This is a genomic window from Proteus sp. G2618 (assembly GCF_009915995.1).
Taxonomy (GTDB): Bacteria; Pseudomonadota; Gammaproteobacteria; order Enterobacterales; family Enterobacteriaceae; genus Proteus; species Proteus terrae.
In genome coordinates this window covers 1-17,911 of sequence record NZ_JAABNI010000020.1, presented here as the reverse complement: position 1 = coordinate 17,911, position 17,911 = coordinate 1, and the positions used below count along the sequence as shown (strand labels likewise).

Below are 17,911 nucleotides of genomic sequence, written 5' to 3'. Positions count from 1 at the left end.
AACGAAATAACAGAGCGAAAAACTACCCACCAATAACAGATAAGTTTGGTGTAATACCGCTATCGCCTTGATGAAGAAAATGGGTTTCTCGTTTATGAAGAAGACCACCCTGAATACGCTGTTGTAATGCTTCTTGTTGACTATCATCAGCAAGTAAGTCGCGTAGAGGAATACCATTTTCACCAAATAGGCAAAGATGGAGATTACCAATAGCGGAAACACGTAAACGGTTACAAGTTAAACAAAAGTCTTTCTCATAAGGCATGATCAGACCAATTTCACCTTGATAATCAGGATGGGTAAATACTTGAGCAGGCCCGTCACTACGAGCGCGAGGAATTTGTAACCAACCTTCATTGAGTAAGCGTTGGCGAATAACTTCACCAGATAAATGAAAGCGGTTGAAAATATCACTACCGTCACCAGTTTCCATTAATTCGATAAAGCGCAGTTGGATAGGTCTGTCTTTGATCCAATTAAGAAAATTAGGGAGATTTTTATCATTCACATTGCGCATTAGCACAACGTTAACTTTTACTTTTTCGAAACCAGCAGTGAATGCAGCATCAATACCTTCCATCACTTGGCTAAATTTATCTTGCCCAGTAATAGCATGGAATTGGCGAGGATCGAGGCTATCAACACTCACATTAATCGCACTTAAACCCGCATCACGCCATTGAACAACATCTCTGGATAAACGATAGCCATTGGTTGTTACTGCGATTTTTTTGATAGATGCATTGTCTTTAATGGTTGCGATAATATCAGTAAAATCACGACGCATCGTAGGTTCGCCACCTGTTAGGCGAATTTTTTCTGTTCCTAATGCGGCAAAAGATTGTGTCAGTCTGCTGATTTCATCTAACGAAAGAAATGATTTATGACCGTTAGGCTTATAACCATTAGGCAGGCAATAAGTACAACGGAAATTACAAACGTCTGTAATTGAAAGACGTAAATAGAAAAATTTGCGGGAAAACGCATCAACGAGTTGTTGCATAGTAACACCTTTCCAAATTCGGGAGATGCTGGCATTTCTACCTTGCACCCTGGTGACTTGTTTCGTCACGGCCAGAACATCATATCTTGTAAACACACGACTTAGACGTTAAGGCTAGGAGTTAATCTTTACCTGTTTTTCACAGGTTTCTAATACCTATATATTTATTGTGGATTCTACCTGCTAATTTTTCAAAAAGCGAATAATGTTTTCGCTATATAATTTATAATACAACGACTTACGACACTTTAGTCTCTCTAATAACATAAGTAAAAGCACTTTCATTGATTAAATATCAATCTATTAAAAATAAAATTAAACTAGGAATGTGATGAAATCACGTCGTGATCATAGGCTTAAAATTTAATTGTGATAAATTAGCGGCAAATTTTTAAAGATGAGTAGAACAAATATGCGAAATCGCACGCTAAGTGATTTAGATCGTGTTGTTGCCCTTGGTGGTGGTCATGGCCTTGGACGTGTGCTTTCAGCACTCTCCTACTTAGGCTCTCGTCTTACTGGTATTGTTACAACAACAGATAATGGCGGTTCTACTGGCCGTATTCGCCAAGAGGAAGGCGGTATTGCGTGGGGAGATATGCGCAACTGTATTAATCAGTTAATTACAGAACCTTCCGTTGCTTCTGCAATGTTTGAATACCGTTTTTCTGGTACTGGTGAACTGGCTGGGCATAATTTAGGTAATCTTATGCTTAAAGCACTCGATAACTTAAGTGTTCGCCCTTTAGAAGCCATTAATCTTATCCGTGGATTATTGAGAGTTAATGCTCATCTTATTCCTATGTCAGAACAAGCCGTTGATCTTATGGCGATAGACGACCAAGGAAATAAGATTTATGGTGAAGTCAATGTTGATAATTTACCTAAGATCCCCCAAAAACTTGATCTCTACCCTAAAGTCCCGACTACACGAGAAGCCATTGAAGCGATTGAACAAGCAGATTTGATCTTAATTGGTCCGGGTAGTTTTTTTACCAGCTTAATGCCTTTGTTATTACTGCCAGAACTTGCGCAAGCATTACGCCGTAGCAGTGCAACAACGATTTACATTGGTAATTTAGGCAAAGAGCTAAGCCCTGCGGCTGCCAGTATGACAATGTCTGATAAAATCGCCATGATGGAGAATTATATTGGTTTACAAACAATAGACGCGGTGATTATTAGTCCTGAAACTCAATATGAATCGATGAAAGGTCGATTAATTGTACAAGCGCAATTGGAAGCCAAAGATATTCCTTATCGTCACGACCGCCATCTATTAGGCAAAGCTATTGAGTTAACGTTGCAGCAATTAGGACAACGTAATTCATCACCTCAAGCTGTTAAATAGGATTTAATTACCTACTTTCATAAAAAAACCGCACCTGCAATAAACAGCAAGTGCGGTTTTTTGTTGGTAAAAAACAATATCACTATTGGTTTTCAGCGCGTTATTAGCTATTAAGTTGTTTTAATGTAATACGCTGGCTAATCGCTTCTTCAATTTCATCAAGTGTCATTGGTACATCATTTTTCATCAGACCAAGACCTGCAACAGTACGAGAAAACGACATTAAATCTAATGGCGGTAAATCCATGATCCAATTCTCTTCTGTTGCTAGTGTATCTTCAGCATTTAGAATATTTTGTATAACATCCGTAAAAGCTTGATGAGAAGATACCCAATCTTGATCACCACTTGCCCAAAACCAACGAGCAGCAATAAAGTTTCTCCACATATCTTCCCAACCATCATAAATGCGACGCAACATTGATGCGCTCATTAATGACCATGTTTGGGCTTCTTGTTGAGTAATATAACCTTGCTGGCAACCTTCTAAACAGAGCTTGTTAAAACGGCAGAGATCCCAAATAAGATATTTCACATTTTGGATATTCATGCGATTTGTACTCATCATATCGATTTGCCATAAACGCTCATTTTTATCGTGTTCAGTTAACTCAGAAAGTAAAATATCATTTTTTAATGACTGAATATCGTCCTCTTTGCCATTCAAAATTTGGTCACGTAGCTGATAAAAATCATTAGTGTGACCTTGAGTGAGCAACCAAAATAGTTGATAGACTAAATCCCAACGGTCGTTAATTCCCCAACCTGCTGATAATCCACCATCATCTTTACCTGGTTCGTATTCGTTATATGCCCACTCATTCATTGCGGCATAAGGTGCTGCAACATATAACCCCCATTCATTGGGCAACAACTGACCTGACGTATTTTCTGCTTCAGATAAAATGGGCTCCTGCCCTGCTGTTGATGGTTTTTGTAACTCACTATCTTGTACAGCAAATTTGCGTAGCCATTTAAAAAGCATAATAAGAAGAATAACACCAAGAATTACCCCTGCAGAGCTGGGAAACCCTGCATAAACATAACCACTCATTCACTGTCCTTAATGTCTTTTTTATCTTTGTAAATAATTGACGCTTTGTTTGTTGTGGTATTTAAACAGTTGAACGCCATTAAGGGAATATCAAACAAGGCAAAAAATGGAAGATAGAAGATAAAAAGGGATAATCCCTGTAAAAATACGAATATCCCTTTATCAATTTGTGAGCTTAATTTCTTTGATTAAGAGTTAGCAATAAACTGAGCGCGTAATGCCTGCAACTTATCACGAGTACTCGCCGCTTTCTCAAACTCAAGATCTTTTGCATATTGGTACATTTCGGCTTCTAAGCGTTGGATCTCTTTCTCCAATTCAGCCGTTGATAACAACGGATAATTTTCATGAATATCCGCTGCCTTATGCCCTTTCTTATTACGTCCTTGAGAAGGCTGACCAATCTTAAGGATATCGCCCACTTTCTTGTTTAACCCTTTAGGCACAATGCCATGCTCAAGGTTAAACTGTTGTTGTTTCTCACGACGGCGTTCGGTTTCGCTTATGGCTTTCGCCATTGAATCAGTAATTTTATCGCCATATAAAATCGCTTTACCTTCTAGGTTACGAGCTGCACGACCAATGGTCTGAATCAATGAACGCTCTGAACGTAAGAAGCCCTCTTTATCAGCGTCCAAAATCGCCACTAAAGAGACTTCTGGCATATCCAAACCTTCTCGAAGTAAGTTGATACCCACTAAGACATCAAACTCACCTAGGCGCAAATCACGAATAATTTCGACACGTTCAACAGTATCAATATCAGAGTGTAAATAACGAACACGCTCGCCATGCTCTTCAAGATATTCCGTTAAATCTTCAGCCATTCGTTTTGTCAGTGTTGTCACCAGCACACGTTCATTTTTTGCTGCACGAATACGAATTTCAGAAAGTAAATCATCAACTTGTGTTCCAACTGGTCGCACTTCGACAATGGGATCAAGTAAGCCTGTTGGCCTTACAACTTGCTCAACAATTTCATCGCCCGATTTTTCAAGCTCATATTTACCCGGTGTTGCTGAAACATAAATTGTTTGTGGTGCTAATGCCTCAAACTCTTCAAAACGTAATGGGCGGTTATCAAGTGCAGAAGGTAAACGGAAGCCATATTCAACTAGGGTTTCTTTACGAGAGCGGTCGCCTTTATACATTCCACCAATTTGAGGAATAGTAACGTGTGATTCATCAATCACTAATAAACCGTTAGCAGGAAGGTAATCAAACAGAGTTGGAGGTGGCTCACCGGGACCTCTACCTGACAAATAGCGGGAATAGTTTTCGATACCGGAGCAATACCCCAACTCGTTCATCATTTCGAGATCAAATTGAGTGCGCTGTGTCACGCGTTGCTCTTCTACCAGTTTATCGTTAGCTAAAAGCACTTTGCGTCTCTCTGCGAGTTCTTTTTTGATTTCTTCCATCGCTTCAAGAATACGTTCACGCGGGGTGACATAGTGCGTTTTAGGATAAACGGTAAAACGGGGCACATTGTAGTGAATTTGCCCCGTTAAAGGGTCAAACAGTGAAAGACGTTCGACTTCTTCATCAAAAAGCTCAACACGTAATGCATAATCATCAGATTCAGCAGGAAAGATATCTATCACTTCACCACGGACACGAAATGTACCGCGCTGAAAAGCTTGATCATTGCGAGTATATTGTAAATCAGCAAGGCGACGTAAAATGGCACGTTGGTCGATTATCATGCCGTTAGTCAGATGAAGCATCATTTTTAAATAGCTATCAGGATCACCCAAACCATAGATAGCAGAAACCGATGATACAACAATAACGTCTTTACGTTCTAGCAAGGCTTTAGTGGCTGATAGACGCATTTGTTCGATATGTTCGTTAACAGATGCATCTTTTTCAATAAAGGTATCAGAGCTTGGGACATACGCTTCAGGCTGATAATAATCATAATAAGAAACAAAGTATTCCACTGCATTTTCAGGGAAGAATTCTTTCATTTCACTATAAAGCTGTGCTGCCAATGTTTTATTTGGCGCCAACACCATAGTTGGACGATTTAGGTTGGCAATCACATTGGCAATCGTAAAGGTTTTACCTGAACCTGTTACCCCCAAAAGAGTTTGATGAGCAAGACCATCATCTAATCCTTCACAAAGTGAGGCAATAGCAGCAGGTTGATCACCACCTGGTTTAAATTCAGAATGCAGTTTAAAATCTTTGCTCATATTTTCTTCTCCTCGCTGACACTCCTTATGATACTGGATAAAAATCCAGCTTCAATCTCTATCTAATAAAAATTGTCTGAATAATTCAGCATAAGTTATCCCCAGTTTTGGAACTGGAATTTTTTCAAAAAGCAACCCCCTTTTTTGTGAATTATTCAAAGAGACACACTGACACCATTCGCTCTATTGATTTTATTTAATTAATTGATATATAAGAATTAAAAATAAAAGTTGAGAATAACACCAATCTTTAGCAATGCCTTGTATTCTCTCTATTCAGAGTATTTTTATAATGGTAATACACAAGGTTATCCACAGGAATAGTGGATAACTATACAAAGTTGTTATCTCTCGGTAGGTTACGTCTTTTTTTCTACCTTAAAATATCCCTCAAAATTGGCGAAATTTATTTTTTTTATTTTTTTATTGGTATAAAAAATGGACTTTTATAACTTACTTAATAATGGCCTATCAACTTAGTTTTAAACAGGAAAGATCGAGATAAGGAGTGAAATTATGCTCTTTTACTTCGTTTAAATAGGGTATTTTGCCTAAAAAAGGAGCCTTTATATGCTGTTTTAATGTTGCTAGATACTCTTTCTGATATCGCCCTGCTGGCTCAACTTCGTTCGCAATCCAACCCGCCAATGTTAAACCAGATTGAATAATTGCTTGTTGCGTTAATAACGCATGATTAATACAACCCAATTTAACACCCACAGTCAAAATAACAGGTAGCTTTTCATTGATAACCCAATCAGAGAAAAATTGTTTTTCTGATAGTGGTGTAAACCACCCCCCTGCTCCTTCGACTAAAACCCAATCAACTCGTTGTTTTAAGTAAGACAATCCTTCTGACATCACATCAAAATCAATAGGCTGGTTCATTTCTTGACTAACAATATGTGGCGATGTAGGCGTTTCAAAACAGTAAGGGTTAACACGCTGATAATCTAATTTTACCGTACTGAATTTTTGCAGTATAAGTGCATCTGAATTACGTAAACCTTCATTTAGCCACTCACTTCCTGATGCAACAGGTTTATAGCCCGCAGTTTGATATCCTTGATACGCTGCACATTGTAACAGAGCACTGCTTACCACAGTTTTACCTACTTCTGTATCTGTACCTGTTAAAAACCATGTCTTAGCCATGTGATATTTTTCCTATAACAATTTGATAGGTAAGTAAATATTTGCCTGATTCTGTTTTCCACACATTTTCTAGTGCACGGAATTTTTGTCGTGTCATTAACCCCTTTTGTCGATCACCCTGCACAAAATTGGCGCCAACCCCCTTCAAAGAAGCAAAGAGCGCATGTAATGAGTCGTATTGTTCAGTGACAGTTTCAGTAGAAAATTGGCAATGAAAACCACGACACGCTTTCTCAATATCTTGAAGCGATAAAAAGGGATTTACATGAGGGTGTTTATCAAGAGATTGCCAAGCATCTCTAACTTCTTGCAGTGTCAACGTAGTGAGTGTTGAGAAATAAAGTGCACCTTTTACATTGACTGTATTCATTAATGTTTTAATAGCACCAGATAAATCCTCACACCATTGCATCGCTAAATTACTAAACACAATGTCCACACTTTGTGGTGTAATCGCGCAGTGTTCGATATCACTTTGTAAGTAACCATCAGCTCGCTGTTGTTGTTTTGCTACTTGTAGCATGCTGTGTGACAGGTCAAGTGCGATGACAAACTTGCCTTGTTGCTTCCATTTTTGGCTGAAATATCCTGTTCCACATCCTGCATCTAACACAATATTGCCACTATCATGATGCGCTAAATCCATTAATTTATTGCCACTATAGCGCTGAATATTAGCATGATTATCGTAATGAATAGCTGCTTTACCAAAAGTTTGAGCTATACGTTGTTTATCTGTTTTGACTGAAGAAAGCATGAAGCGTCTCGATTAACAGCTTAATATCTGAAAGGTGATGGCGAGTAGTTAACGTTATTCGTAAACGTGCACTTTGAGGGGGTACGGTGGGTGGAAAAATTGCTTTTACCCAAAGTCCTTTAGATTGCAGATAATCTGAAAGTGTTTGGCATAATTGTTCATCACCAATAATTAATGGCTGAATAGCCGTTTTTGAAGGTAATAATTTAATCGGAAGTGAAATTACACCTTGGCGAAAGGTATCAATTAATTGTTGAAGATATTCCCGTTCATTATCCGCTTGCTTAATAACATTCAAAGCAGAGTTTAAGGCTATAGCTTGTGCTGGTGGCATTGATGTACTGTAAATAAGATGCCGAGCATATTGTTCAAAAAACTCTGCGGTTGGCTTATTACAAAGCACAGCCGCCCCGCTGACACCAAACGCTTTACCAAAAGTGACTACCAATATTTCAGCTTTAATCCCTGCATCATCGCAACTACCTCGGCCTTCTTTACCTAAAACGCCAATACCATGCGCATCATCGACCATTAACCATGTATGATGTTTTTGGCTTATTGTTGCTATTTCTCTTAATGGTGCTTTATCTCCATCCATACTAAATACCCCTTCTGTTACCACTAAGGTTTTATTAGCTGACGTTTTATTAAGCCGTTGAGATAAAGAGCCAGGAGAATTGTGTAAAAATCGCCATAATGTAGCAGGTGATAATACTGCAGCTTCCATTAGAGAAGCATGACAAAGTTTATCTGCAATAATTGCATCGTCTTTTTCAAGTAATGCCGAAATGACACCTTGATTAGCACTGTAACCGGATGAAAATAACAGCGTATTATCATAACCTAACCAATCTGCAAGACGCTGCTCTAACTGCGCATGAGCTTGTGTAAATCCTGTAATATGTCCTGATCCGCCACTACCTACACCGTATTCATCAGCACCTTGTTGCCATGCTTTAATGACGTCCGCATGCTGACTCATGCCTAAATAATCATTGCCTGAAAAATTAAGGTATTTTTCACCGGATGTGGTGATCAAAAAACGCCCATCCGCTTGTTTGATCACTTTGCGCTTTCGCCATAATGGCGTATTTCTACGCACATTAAGTTGTTCATCTATATAGGTTTGCCAGCTCATTACAGTGCCGCGTTATAAAATTGTTCAGTGTCTTTATTGGCAACTGCTTGTATTAACGCCTCTTCTTGCTGATTGTCGCCCATAGATACTGCTAATCGTTCAGGATTTAAGCCTAATTTGCGGAATAATTGGTGATCTTTATCTTCGGTTGGATTGGTTGTCGTTAATAATTTACAACCATAAAAAATAGAGTTAGCCCCAGCCATAAAGCAGAATGCTTGTGTTTGTTCACTCATTTGCTCACGCCCCGCAGAAAGACGCACATAAGAGCGAGGCATCATGATACGAGCAACTGCAATAGTACGAATAAAATCAAAAGGATCGACATCTTCATTATCTGCAAGTGGTGTCCCTTTTATTTTGGCAAGCATATTGATCGGCACACTTTCAGGAGGCTGTGGCAAATTAGCTAACTGCACCAACATTGCTGCCCTGTCTTTAACTTCCTCTCCTAACCCTAAAATTCCGCCAGAACACACTTTAATGCCAGCATTGCGTACTTTATCAAGCGTATCTAAACGATCTTGATAGGTACGTGTTGTCACGATACTGCCGTAAAATTCAGGAGAGGTATCAAGGTTGTGGTTATAAAAATCCAGCCCGGCATCTGCTAAGCGGTTAGCTTGTGAATCATCTAATTTTCCGAGTGTCATGCAGGTTTCCATACCCAACGCTTTAACTTCTTTCACCATTTGCTCAAGGTAAGGCATATCGCGCTCATGAGGGTTTTTCCATGCTGCTCCCATACAAAAACGCGTTGAACCGGCTGCTTTGGCTTTTTTTGCAGATTCAATCACTTGTTGCACTTCCATTAAGCGCTCTTTTTCTAATCCCGTTTTATACCGCGCGCTTTGGGCACAATACTTACAATCTTCAGGACAAGCTCCTGTTTTAATGGAAAGTAACGTACTCACTTGGATTTGTGAAGGGTCAAAATGTTGACGGTGAACTTGTTGTGCCTGAAAAACCAAATCTAAAAATGGCATATCAAACAGTGCTCTGGCTTCTTTTAGTGTCCAACGTTTTAGTGCGCTCACAATGCAATCTCCTGTTTAAAAGTGATTGCCAGTTTAAATAATAGGGTTATCATGTCAACTAAAATTGATCACCTTTGGTTTACATGATTAAGTGAAAAATATAATGACACCTGAAGATATCGCTTTTGATTTACGCCATATTTGGCATCCATACACTTCGATGAGTAATCCGTTGCCTGCTTACCCTATTGTCAGTGCAAAAGGCATTGAATTAGTCTTGGCTGATGGTAGAAAACTGATTGATGGAATGTCTTCATGGTGGGCAGCAATTCATGGATATAATCATCCTGAACTTAATGATGCGGTTACCACACAATTAAACAATATGTCTCATGTTATGTTTGGTGGTATTACTCATCCCCCAGCAGTATCTCTTTGTCGTAAATTATTAGCGATAACACCAGCGCCTCTTGAATGCATATTTCTAGCAGATTCAGGTTCGGTTGCTGTTGAAGTCGCACTGAAAATGGCGTTGCAATATTGGCAAGCTAAAGGTGAAAAACGTCAACGTATTGTGGCGTTAAAACAGGGCTATCATGGTGATACATTTGGTGCTATGTCAGTGTGTGATCCCGATAACTCGATGCACAGTCTCTACAAAGGTTACTTACCTAATCATCTCTTTGTGGATGCACCAAAAACCGGTTTTTATGAAGAGTGGGATCCGGCTGATATCAACTCATTACGCTCAACACTAGAACAACATCATCAAGAAATTGCGGCCGTTATGCTTGAACCAATTGTTCAAGGTGCAGGTGGAATGCGAATTTATCATCCTGAATATTTAAAACACGCAAGAGCTTTGTGTGACGAGTTTGATGTACTACTCATTGCCGATGAAATAGCCACTGGTTTTGGTCGAACAGGTAAGTTATTTGCCTGTGAACATGCTGAAATATCGCCAGATATCATGTGTGTAGGTAAAGCATTAACAGGTGGGTATATGACTTTATCAGCCACCTTAACTACACGTCATATCGCAGAAACCATCAGTCAAGGTGATGCAGGATGTTTTATGCATGGCCCTACTTATATGGGAAATCCTTTGGCTTGTGCTGTTGCTGATGCCAGTTTATCTCTATTAGCAAAAGGCGATTGGATAAACCAAGTTGCAGAAATTGAAAAACAACTAAAACGCGAGCTATTACCGTTAAAACAGGCTAAAAGTGTCAAAGATGTGCGCGTTTTAGGTGCGATTGGTGTGGTCGAAATGAACGAGCCAGTCAATATGGCAAAATTACAAAAAATCTTTGTTGATGAAGGGGTTTGGATCAGACCTTTTGGCAAACTTATTTATATTATGCCACCGTTTATTATGCCACCAGTAAGCCTCACTAAACTCACTCAAGCTATTGAAAAAGTGGTTAGTCTCTCATAAATCTTTCATAAAAAAATAAACCTCTAGCAAGGCAATATTCTGCTAGAGGTTCACAGTAATTTTTATACTGTGACAGTTATTTCGTCACGACGGTAACCCACATTGCGCCTTTACCTACTGGGTAACACGCTAATTCAGTTAATGCACCAGTGTGTTTGTCAATACGAGAGACAGAGGCAAAATCTGATTTTTGACCACAAGAAATCAGGTAATTTCCTGTATTATCAAGATTAAAACCTCGAGGCTGTGTTTGAGTTGGGTAATAACCCACAGGTTGCAGATAATCGCCCGACTCTGAAATTGCCATCGCACAAATAAAGCTTTCTGAGCGCTCGCTGGCATAAAGAAAACGTCCATCTGGTGTAATATGAATATCTGACGCCCAACGGGTACTGTTAAAGGTTTCAGGGACGATATCGACCGTTTGCATTAAACGATATAAATCCCCCATACGACGATATACATTGATTGTCGCATCTAATTCATTCAGGCAATAAAACACATCACCATTAGGATGAAATGCCATATGACGAGGGCCTGCGTTCTGTACTGTTGTCAGCTCTTCAGTGCCCGCCTCTGTTAAATGACCGTTTTCTGATAAATTAAATAAACGAATATGATCTTCACCTAGGCAAGGAACAATCAGTTGTTTATTATTCCAATCGATATTGGATGAATGAGGCTTATTTAACCCTTCAATAATTTGAATAGCTGATTGAGGGATCCCCTTTTCATTAATAGGCAAAATAGCCAAATTGCCTTGATGATAAGAAGGGACAAATAAGAAACGCCCTGTTTTATCTAAACATAAATGAACAGGCGTACTTGGAATGGAAGTGATAGCCTTTTGCTCTAATTGACCATCGGCAGCAATAGCAAATGTCACCACACTAAAATGAGGACGAATACCTACATAAAGGTATTTTCCATCTGCACTTGCAATCATCGGTTGTACTTGTCCTACAACCTCAACAACCTGCAATAAATCCATTTCACCTTCAGTGTTTAATGCATAAACATGGATTTGCTGGCTCTCTGGACTTGCTATGTAGACTACCTGTTTCATTCCTTCTCCTTAAAACAGATTACCCATTGATTTATAAAGAATAATAGAACAGCTAACGATAACCTGTCACGATTAAGCTAGTTTATCTTTTATTGGTTAACGTGTACCATCAACGACATTGCATCTTAATACTATCAAGGGGCTTATTTATGTCATATCGCGTTATTGCTTTGGATCTTGATGGCACACTGCTTGATGACCAAAAACGTATCCTGCCAGAATCTTTAGAAGCACTCAATCTTGCAAGAAAAGCAGGTGTTAAAGTTTTAATTGTAACAGGTCGTCATCACGTTGCTATTCATCCATTCTATCAAGCACTCGATCTTGATACCCCTGCGATCTGCTGTAATGGAACTTACCTTTATGATTACATTGGTAAAAAAGTATTAGAATCGGACCCACTAACTACACAAGAAACCAGAGCAGTATTAGATCTCGTTAAACAAACTGATGTACACCATTTAGTGTATGCTGACGATGCAATGATGTATGACCAACTTACCTCAGCAGTACAACGCACACTTAATTGGGCTGATACTCTTCCTCTGACACAGCGCCCTAACCTCGTTAAAGTCGATGATTTCTATAAAGCCATGCATGATGTTAATGCCATTTGGAAAATTGCGACAACAACGCCAGATCACGATGAGTTACGCACTTTAGTTGAAAAAATTGAGCAACAAGTCGGTTTAGAGTGCGAATGGTCTTGGGTTGATCAAGTTGATATCGCCAAAAAAGGCAACAGTAAAGGTCGTCGTTTACAACGTTGGGTTGAAGCGAATGGCATGAATATGAGTGATGTTATTGCCTTTGGTGATAATTTTAATGATCTTAGTATGTTAGAACATGTGGGATTAGGTGTTGCAATGGGTAATGCTTCAGATGAAGTGAAAGCGCGAGCTAAAATGGTCACTAAAGTGAATTCACAACCGGGTATTGCAGAGACTATTCATAAATATATTTTGTCTTAGTCTTATTTTTACCATTCCCCAAAAGTAAAAGACCTCATTTTAAATGAGGTCTTTTTTATCGACAAATACAATTGATAAATCAAAGATGACGACTTAGCGAAATGCTCTTTATTTGCGCATAAAGCCATTGCCCTTCTTGAATATTCAATTCATCTTTTGCCCAAGGCGTGATCCTCGCCCATAAATAATTGCCATCATTGACAAGTTTCACATCAACTTGACCATCATTTTTAATGGTTTCAACTACTTTCATATGCAATATATTACGAATACTGCTATTTGATGGACGAGTGGTAGTCAGTGATACATCAGAAGCATCAATACGGACACGCACATCACGACCAATTTTAGCCTCGATTTGAGGCAACCACAGCACTTGGTTACCGAAAGCCGTTGCTGTCATCTCGTAATGGCTATGGTGTTCTACTACCATCACATTCGCGATACTGCTGAGTGTCTCTTTTTGTAACCACGGACGTAATGCACTACTTGCCCATACATCTTCCAGCTTACCTGTTGCCTTAATTTTTCCTGCATCCATTACAATAACGTTATCTGCAAGTCGAATAATTTCATCAAGGCTATGGCTCACATACAAAATAGGAATTTGTACATCTTGTGAGAGCTTTTCTAAATACGGCAGTAACTCACGTTTACGCGGTAAATCAAGCGATGCTAAAGGCTCATCCATTAGCATAATATCGGGAGCTGTTAACAACGCTCGCCCTATGGCAACACGCTGTTTTTCGCCACCTGATAAGGTGATAGGAAAACGCGGAAGTAAATGTTCGATACCTAACAAATGAATAATGCGATCAAATTGCACTTTCATTGTTGGAGACATACCGTAAAGCAGATTTCCTTTTACTGTGTAATGAGGAAACAGTCGTGCATCTTGGAATACATAACCCACTTTGCGTTTTTCAGGTGGTAGATAAATTTTCTTTTCTGTATCAACCAGTGTGTGATTATTTAATACAATCCGTCCTGAATCTGGCTTGGTTAAACCACCAATCACATTAATCAGTGAGGTTTTACCAGCTCCGGATAAACCAAAGACAGCGGTAATACTTTCTGTTGGTAGTTCAGTATTGACTTCCAGACGCAGTGATCCTAGCGTCTGTTTAAAATTCATTTCTAGCATACGCCCCCCAATCTTTTACGACCCCAACGAGTTAGCCACTCTGAAGCCATTAAAGAGACGAGCGCCAAAATAATTGCAATAACACATAAACGGGCAGCATCCATTTCCGCACCCGGTGTTTCAATTAAGGTATACATTGCCAGAGGGATCGTTCTTGTTTCCCCCGGAATATTGGAGACGAAAGTGATTGTTGCGCCAAATTCTCCCAATGAGCGCGCAAATGCCAACACAATTCCTGCGATGATCCCTGGCATAGACAAAGGTAACGTTATGGTAAAAAAGACGCGTATCGGTGATGCCCCTAAGGTTCTCGCCGCTTGTTCCATACGTTGATCGACAGCTTCTAATGCTAATCTGATCGCTCTAACCATCAGTGGAAATGCAACAACCGCGGATGCAAGTGCTGCGCCTCGCCAACTAAAGGTAAAGCTAAAACCAAACCAGTCATACAACCATTCACCAATAAATCCACGTCTTCCCATGCTGATCAGTAAAAGATAACCGACCACAACAGGAGGTAGAACTAAAGGTAAATGAATAATGCTATCAAGCAATGATTTACCAGGAAAACGTACCCTAACTAAAAGCCAAGCCATAAAAATACCAAAAGGTAGACTAATAATAACTGCAATAGTCGATACCTTAAGGCTTAGTATGATGGCTTGCCATTCGTATTCACTTAACATCTCCAAAAGTATAATTCCTACAGTGGGCTAAAGCCGTATTTCTTAAAGATTTCTGCGGCTTGAGGTGTTTTCAGATAGTCATAAAAATCACGAACTGCTTTATTGTCCTGACCTTTTACAACTGCCATTGGATACTCAACAGGTTTGTGGCTATCAGCTGGGAATACGCCGACCACTTTCACTTTATCACTCGCAACCGCGTCAGAACCGTATACGATACCTAATGGTGCTTCATCACGTTCAACCAGCGCCATACCACTACGTACGTTATTAGTACGAGCCATATCTGGGCTTACTGTATCCCATGCACCTAAATATTCTAATGATTCTTTTGCATAGATACCAACAGGCACATGGCCCGGATCGCCAACAGCTAGTTTTCCGCCATTAAGTAAGGATTTCCATTTGGTTTCCTTATTAATAACAACGTCATTTAATTTACTATCTTTAGGGGCAATGAGTACTAAATCATTACCTAATAGTGTATGACGTGAATCTGCAACCATTAAATTTTTATCGATTGCGTAATCCATCCACTGCTGATCTGCTGAAATAAACAGATTTGCAGGTGCACCTTGTTCAATTTGGCGAGCCAGCGTTGAAGAAGACGCATAAGATGCAACAACTTCAGTTTGCTTTTCTTGCTTATATTGTGCCGAAATTTCATTAAGAGCATTGGTAAGAGAAGCGGCAGCAAATACCGTTACTTTTTCCGATGCAAAACTTTGGCTTACTAAAGCAAAAGAGATAACTGCGCCAGCAAGTAACTTGCCTGATAATTTTTTCATGTTCTAATTCCACTTAAATTAAAGGATGACACGCTGTATATACCAAGATATAGCGTAAAATGAAAGAATTAGATGTTAGAAACTGGTTATATATCAATAAATATAACCATTAAAAAGAAACAGTAAATGGAGATAGATGCGCACTCAACAACACGACAATTTGAAATGTGTGAATAGATACTCTAAATAATTCAAGTTACAGCTAGGCGACAAGTGAATGAGTCGCTAGGAGCATACACAAGTATGTGACTAGTGCGAATGAACGCCGTGGCTTGAAATATGGCAAGTACGCGTAGATAAAAAAACAGCCCTTTACAAAATAAAGGGCTGTTCTAAATCAGGGAGGGAGAAATTATGATTTTTTGTCTGCTTTTGGCTGACTTGGTGAAATCAAGTTAAACACTTCACCTAAACCATAAATGATGCCCATAATCAGTACCATTACAACAGGTACCATCAAGAGAGCAAACCCTAAACTTTTCAACAATTCAAGCATGATAACCTCTTTATCATGGTATATTCGGAAAGCCAGAGTTGGCATTTCTTCACGAATGACGAATAATAACGCTATAGATGTATATATTCTAGAGAATTATCGCTTTGTGTCGGCACAAAAAATGCGATAAACACACAAAAAAAGAAGAAGCCTATCATTATGCAAGCAGAAATATTATTAACTCTTAAACTTCAAGATAAGCTCTTTGCCGATCCTCGTCGCGTAGCATTGTTAAAACAGATCAAGGCGACGGGTTCAATTAGCCAAGGGGCAAAAATGGCGGGCATTAGTTATAAAAGTGCTTGGGATGCCATTAATGAAATGAATCAACTCGCAGACGAACTTCTTGTTGATAGAGCAACAGGCGGTAAAGGTGGCGGTGGTGCAACTCTCACACATTATTGTGAGCGCTTACTTCAACTTTACGATCTGCTCGGTCAAATTCAGCAAAAAGCCTTTGATGTATTGAAAGATGATTCACTCCCTCTGGATAGTCTTTTAGCCGCTATTTCTCGTTTTTCATTACAAACCAGCGCTAGAAACCAATTTTTTGGTACGATTATTGAGCGTGACAACCTGCAAGTTCAACAACATGTTAATGTGCAACTTGCAGATAGAAAAACGATCATTCGTGCTGCTTTAACAGAGAAAAGCGCTGATCGCCTAGGGCTTAAAAAAGGTAAAGAAGTACTGATTTTAATTAAGGCACCTTGGGTCAATATTGAAAAAGGAACTTCTTTAACACAGCAATATGACAATGCGCTTTCAGGCACACTCACTCAAATTGAGACCGGAAGTGAAAACAGCGAATTAGTGGTGACATTAGAAGGTGGACAAGAAGTTTGTGCCACATGTTCTAATCAGCACGTTAAAGAGCAAAAACTGCATATTAATGATAGCGTAACCGCTTTATTTAATGCTGATCAGGTGATTGTCGCAACACTGTGTTAATCATTAATATGATTGCTTTTAAATAAAAAATAAAACCATCACTTAGTTATTATTTTAACAATAATATTAAGTGATGGTTTTGAGGCTTAATAATAATTTCATTACCTACAATACTTAAACCGCATAGGCTCATATTCTAAAATAGAAGATAGATTAATATTAAGCATTAGTTAAATCTAATTTGGCACTATTCAAAATAGTTATAAAATCATCTAAAGTAAATTTACGCTTTACATCTTTACTTAAAAATCGGCTATCATTAAAAATTCAATTTCTATTTTATCGATTCCACTATCTTTATTTAATTGACAAAGTATTTATTTTTTATGAAATTTCGACAGTAATATTCTCATATTTATTGTCACTTAAAAAGTCGATTTTAAAGTTAGAATCTATCATCTTTTTCCATTTAATTTATGAATAACATTATAAAAAATTCTAGATAACAGGTCCATCCCATCGTAATCGGTTACGTAATTCATTAGGAACCAAATCAAATAACATTTTGATATGCTTTACATTGCCATCATACAATATACTTATTTTTGAACTACATTTCTCAGTATATGTTTTAGCTTGAAAATTTAAAAATGAAATATCACTTTCATCAAAATCTTGATTAAGTATTTTTTTAGGTAAATTATGAATTAACTGTAATTCATAATAACAAGATTTATCTTTTGCTTTTGCTATCATTCCTCTAGATTGAATATTTCTTAATTGAGGTAAAATCCAATA

General features: G+C 38.6%; 17 protein-coding genes and 1 riboswitch. Of the genes, 4 read left to right on the top strand and 13 right to left on the bottom strand.

Going from position 1 to position 17,911, the window contains the following annotated elements; all coding sequences use genetic code 11:
• Positions 1–22: 22 nt before the first annotated feature.
• Positions 23–1,003 (bottom strand): GTP 3',8-cyclase MoaA, encoded by a 981-nt coding sequence (gene moaA, locus GWJ01_RS10730; protein WP_161711079.1) that lies wholly within the window; start codon positions 1,001–1,003, stop codon positions 23–25.
• A riboswitch (molybdenum cofactor riboswitch) is annotated at positions 993–1,136 on the bottom strand. (Overlaps the previous gene by 11 nt.)
• Positions 1,137–1,415: 279 nt before the next feature.
• Between moaA and yvcK the strand changes: the two genes are divergently transcribed.
• Complete coding sequence (yvcK, locus tag GWJ01_RS10725; RefSeq protein ID WP_109402254.1) at positions 1,416–2,354, top strand: uridine diphosphate-N-acetylglucosamine-binding protein YvcK; 939 nt, start codon at positions 1,416–1,418, stop codon at positions 2,352–2,354.
• A gap of 103 nt (positions 2,355–2,457) precedes the next feature.
• Here yvcK and GWJ01_RS10720 read toward each other — a convergent pair whose 3' ends face one another.
• The 6 genes from GWJ01_RS10720 to bioB form a co-directional block, all read right to left on the bottom strand.
• Complete coding sequence (locus tag GWJ01_RS10720; RefSeq protein WP_109402253.1) at positions 2,458–3,408, bottom strand: DUF1266 domain-containing protein; 951 nt, start codon at positions 3,406–3,408, stop codon at positions 2,458–2,460.
• Positions 3,409–3,596: 188 nt separating this feature from the next.
• The gene (gene uvrB, locus GWJ01_RS10715; protein WP_109393476.1) at positions 3,597–5,606 is read right to left on the bottom strand and encodes an excinuclease ABC subunit UvrB; all 2,010 of its coding nucleotides are present in this window, start codon (positions 5,604–5,606) and stop codon (positions 3,597–3,599) included.
• A 471-nt stretch (positions 5,607–6,077) separates the two neighbouring features.
• Entirely contained in the window at positions 6,078–6,761 is a 684-nt protein-coding gene (gene bioD / locus GWJ01_RS10710; protein ID WP_109402252.1) for a dethiobiotin synthase, read from the bottom strand.
• Positions 6,754–7,518, bottom strand: coding sequence for a malonyl-ACP O-methyltransferase BioC (bioC, locus tag GWJ01_RS10705; RefSeq protein ID WP_161711078.1), 765 nt, complete (start codon positions 7,516–7,518; stop codon positions 6,754–6,756). The genes bioD and bioC overlap by 8 nt, the downstream gene beginning before the upstream one ends.
• A complete protein-coding gene (gene bioF, locus GWJ01_RS10700; protein WP_109402251.1) occupies positions 7,493–8,656 on the bottom strand; it encodes an 8-amino-7-oxononanoate synthase in 1,164 nt (387 codons plus the stop codon). Before bioF ends, bioC begins: the two co-directional genes overlap by 26 nt.
• The gene (gene bioB, locus GWJ01_RS10695) at positions 8,656–9,693 is read right to left on the bottom strand and encodes a biotin synthase BioB (RefSeq protein WP_098943836.1); all 1,038 of its coding nucleotides are present in this window, start codon (positions 9,691–9,693) and stop codon (positions 8,656–8,658) included. The genes bioF and bioB overlap by 1 nt, the downstream gene beginning before the upstream one ends.
• 103 nt (positions 9,694–9,796) lie before the next feature.
• Between bioB and bioA the strand changes: the two genes are divergently transcribed.
• Entirely contained in the window at positions 9,797–11,071 is a 1,275-nt protein-coding gene (gene bioA, locus GWJ01_RS10690) for an adenosylmethionine--8-amino-7-oxononanoate transaminase (protein WP_109402250.1), read from the top strand.
• A 76-nt stretch (positions 11,072–11,147) separates the two neighbouring features.
• Here bioA and pgl read toward each other — a convergent pair whose 3' ends face one another.
• The gene (gene pgl / locus GWJ01_RS10685; protein ID WP_109402249.1) at positions 11,148–12,137 is read right to left on the bottom strand and encodes a 6-phosphogluconolactonase; all 990 of its coding nucleotides are present in this window, start codon (positions 12,135–12,137) and stop codon (positions 11,148–11,150) included.
• Between the two features lie 149 nt (positions 12,138–12,286).
• On the opposite strand from pgl, the gene GWJ01_RS10680 reads away from it, so the two are divergent.
• Positions 12,287–13,108, top strand: coding sequence for a pyridoxal phosphatase (locus GWJ01_RS10680; RefSeq protein WP_109393470.1), 822 nt, complete (start codon positions 12,287–12,289; stop codon positions 13,106–13,108).
• A 79-nt stretch (positions 13,109–13,187) separates the two neighbouring features.
• Here the strand turns inward: GWJ01_RS10680 and modC are convergent, their stop codons facing one another.
• The 4 genes from modC to GWJ01_RS10660 all read right to left on the bottom strand — a co-directional run bounded on the left by modC (position 13,188) and on the right by GWJ01_RS10660 (position 16,222).
• Positions 13,188–14,252: a molybdenum ABC transporter ATP-binding protein ModC gene (modC, locus tag GWJ01_RS10675; protein ID WP_161711077.1), complete on the bottom strand. Its 1,065-nt coding sequence runs from the start codon at positions 14,250–14,252 to the stop codon at positions 13,188–13,190.
• Positions 14,246–14,938, bottom strand: coding sequence for a molybdate ABC transporter permease subunit (gene modB / locus GWJ01_RS10670; RefSeq protein WP_075672738.1), 693 nt, complete (start codon positions 14,936–14,938; stop codon positions 14,246–14,248). Before modB ends, modC begins: the two co-directional genes overlap by 7 nt.
• 17 nt (positions 14,939–14,955) lie before the next feature.
• Complete coding sequence (gene modA / locus GWJ01_RS10665; RefSeq protein WP_161711076.1) at positions 14,956–15,726, bottom strand: molybdate ABC transporter substrate-binding protein; 771 nt, start codon at positions 15,724–15,726, stop codon at positions 14,956–14,958.
• Positions 15,727–16,078: 352 nt separating this feature from the next.
• Positions 16,079–16,222: an AcrZ family multidrug efflux pump-associated protein gene (locus GWJ01_RS10660; protein WP_071788544.1), complete on the bottom strand. Its 144-nt coding sequence runs from the start codon at positions 16,220–16,222 to the stop codon at positions 16,079–16,081.
• Positions 16,223–16,381: 159 nt separating this feature from the next.
• Between GWJ01_RS10660 and modE the strand changes: the two genes are divergently transcribed.
• Positions 16,382–17,173: a molybdenum-dependent transcriptional regulator gene (modE, locus tag GWJ01_RS10655; RefSeq protein ID WP_087803643.1), complete on the top strand. Its 792-nt coding sequence runs from the start codon at positions 16,382–16,384 to the stop codon at positions 17,171–17,173.
• Between the two features lie 438 nt (positions 17,174–17,611).
• On the opposite strand, the gene GWJ01_RS10650 is transcribed toward modE, so the two are convergent.
• Positions 17,612–17,911 (bottom strand): zinc ABC transporter substrate-binding protein (locus GWJ01_RS10650; protein ID WP_202611179.1); only part of this gene is annotated, 300 nt, incomplete at its 5' end.

Coding starts and splice junctions, on each gene's coding strand:
- GWJ01_RS10660 (WP_071788544.1), bottom strand. CDS start 16,222: ATGCTTGAATTGTTGAAAAGTTTAGGGTTTGCTCTCTTGATGGTACCT.
- bioF (WP_109402251.1), bottom strand. CDS start 8,656: ATGAGCTGGCAAACCTATATAGATGAACAACTTAATGTGCGTAGAAAT.
- GWJ01_RS10720 (WP_109402253.1), bottom strand. CDS start 3,408: ATGAGTGGTTATGTTTATGCAGGGTTTCCCAGCTCTGCAGGGGTAATT.
- bioA (WP_109402250.1), top strand. CDS start 9,797: ATGACACCTGAAGATATCGCTTTTGATTTACGCCATATTTGGCATCCA.
- modB (WP_075672738.1), bottom strand. CDS start 14,938: ATGTTAAGTGAATACGAATGGCAAGCCATCATACTAAGCCTTAAGGTA.
- modA (WP_161711076.1), bottom strand. CDS start 15,726: ATGAAAAAATTATCAGGCAAGTTACTTGCTGGCGCAGTTATCTCTTTT.
- modC (WP_161711077.1), bottom strand. CDS start 14,252: ATGCTAGAAATGAATTTTAAACAGACGCTAGGATCACTGCGTCTGGAA.
- uvrB (WP_109393476.1), bottom strand. CDS start 5,606: ATGAGCAAAGATTTTAAACTGCATTCTGAATTTAAACCAGGTGGTGAT.
- bioC (WP_161711078.1), bottom strand. CDS start 7,518: ATGCTTTCTTCAGTCAAAACAGATAAACAACGTATAGCTCAAACTTTT.
- GWJ01_RS10680 (WP_109393470.1), top strand. CDS start 12,287: ATGTCATATCGCGTTATTGCTTTGGATCTTGATGGCACACTGCTTGAT.
- yvcK (WP_109402254.1), top strand. CDS start 1,416: ATGCGAAATCGCACGCTAAGTGATTTAGATCGTGTTGTTGCCCTTGGT.
- pgl (WP_109402249.1), bottom strand. CDS start 12,137: ATGAAACAGGTAGTCTACATAGCAAGTCCAGAGAGCCAGCAAATCCAT.
- bioD (WP_109402252.1), bottom strand. CDS start 6,761: ATGGCTAAGACATGGTTTTTAACAGGTACAGATACAGAAGTAGGTAAA.
- modE (WP_087803643.1), top strand. CDS start 16,382: ATGCAAGCAGAAATATTATTAACTCTTAAACTTCAAGATAAGCTCTTT.
- moaA (WP_161711079.1), bottom strand. CDS start 1,003: ATGCAACAACTCGTTGATGCGTTTTCCCGCAAATTTTTCTATTTACGT.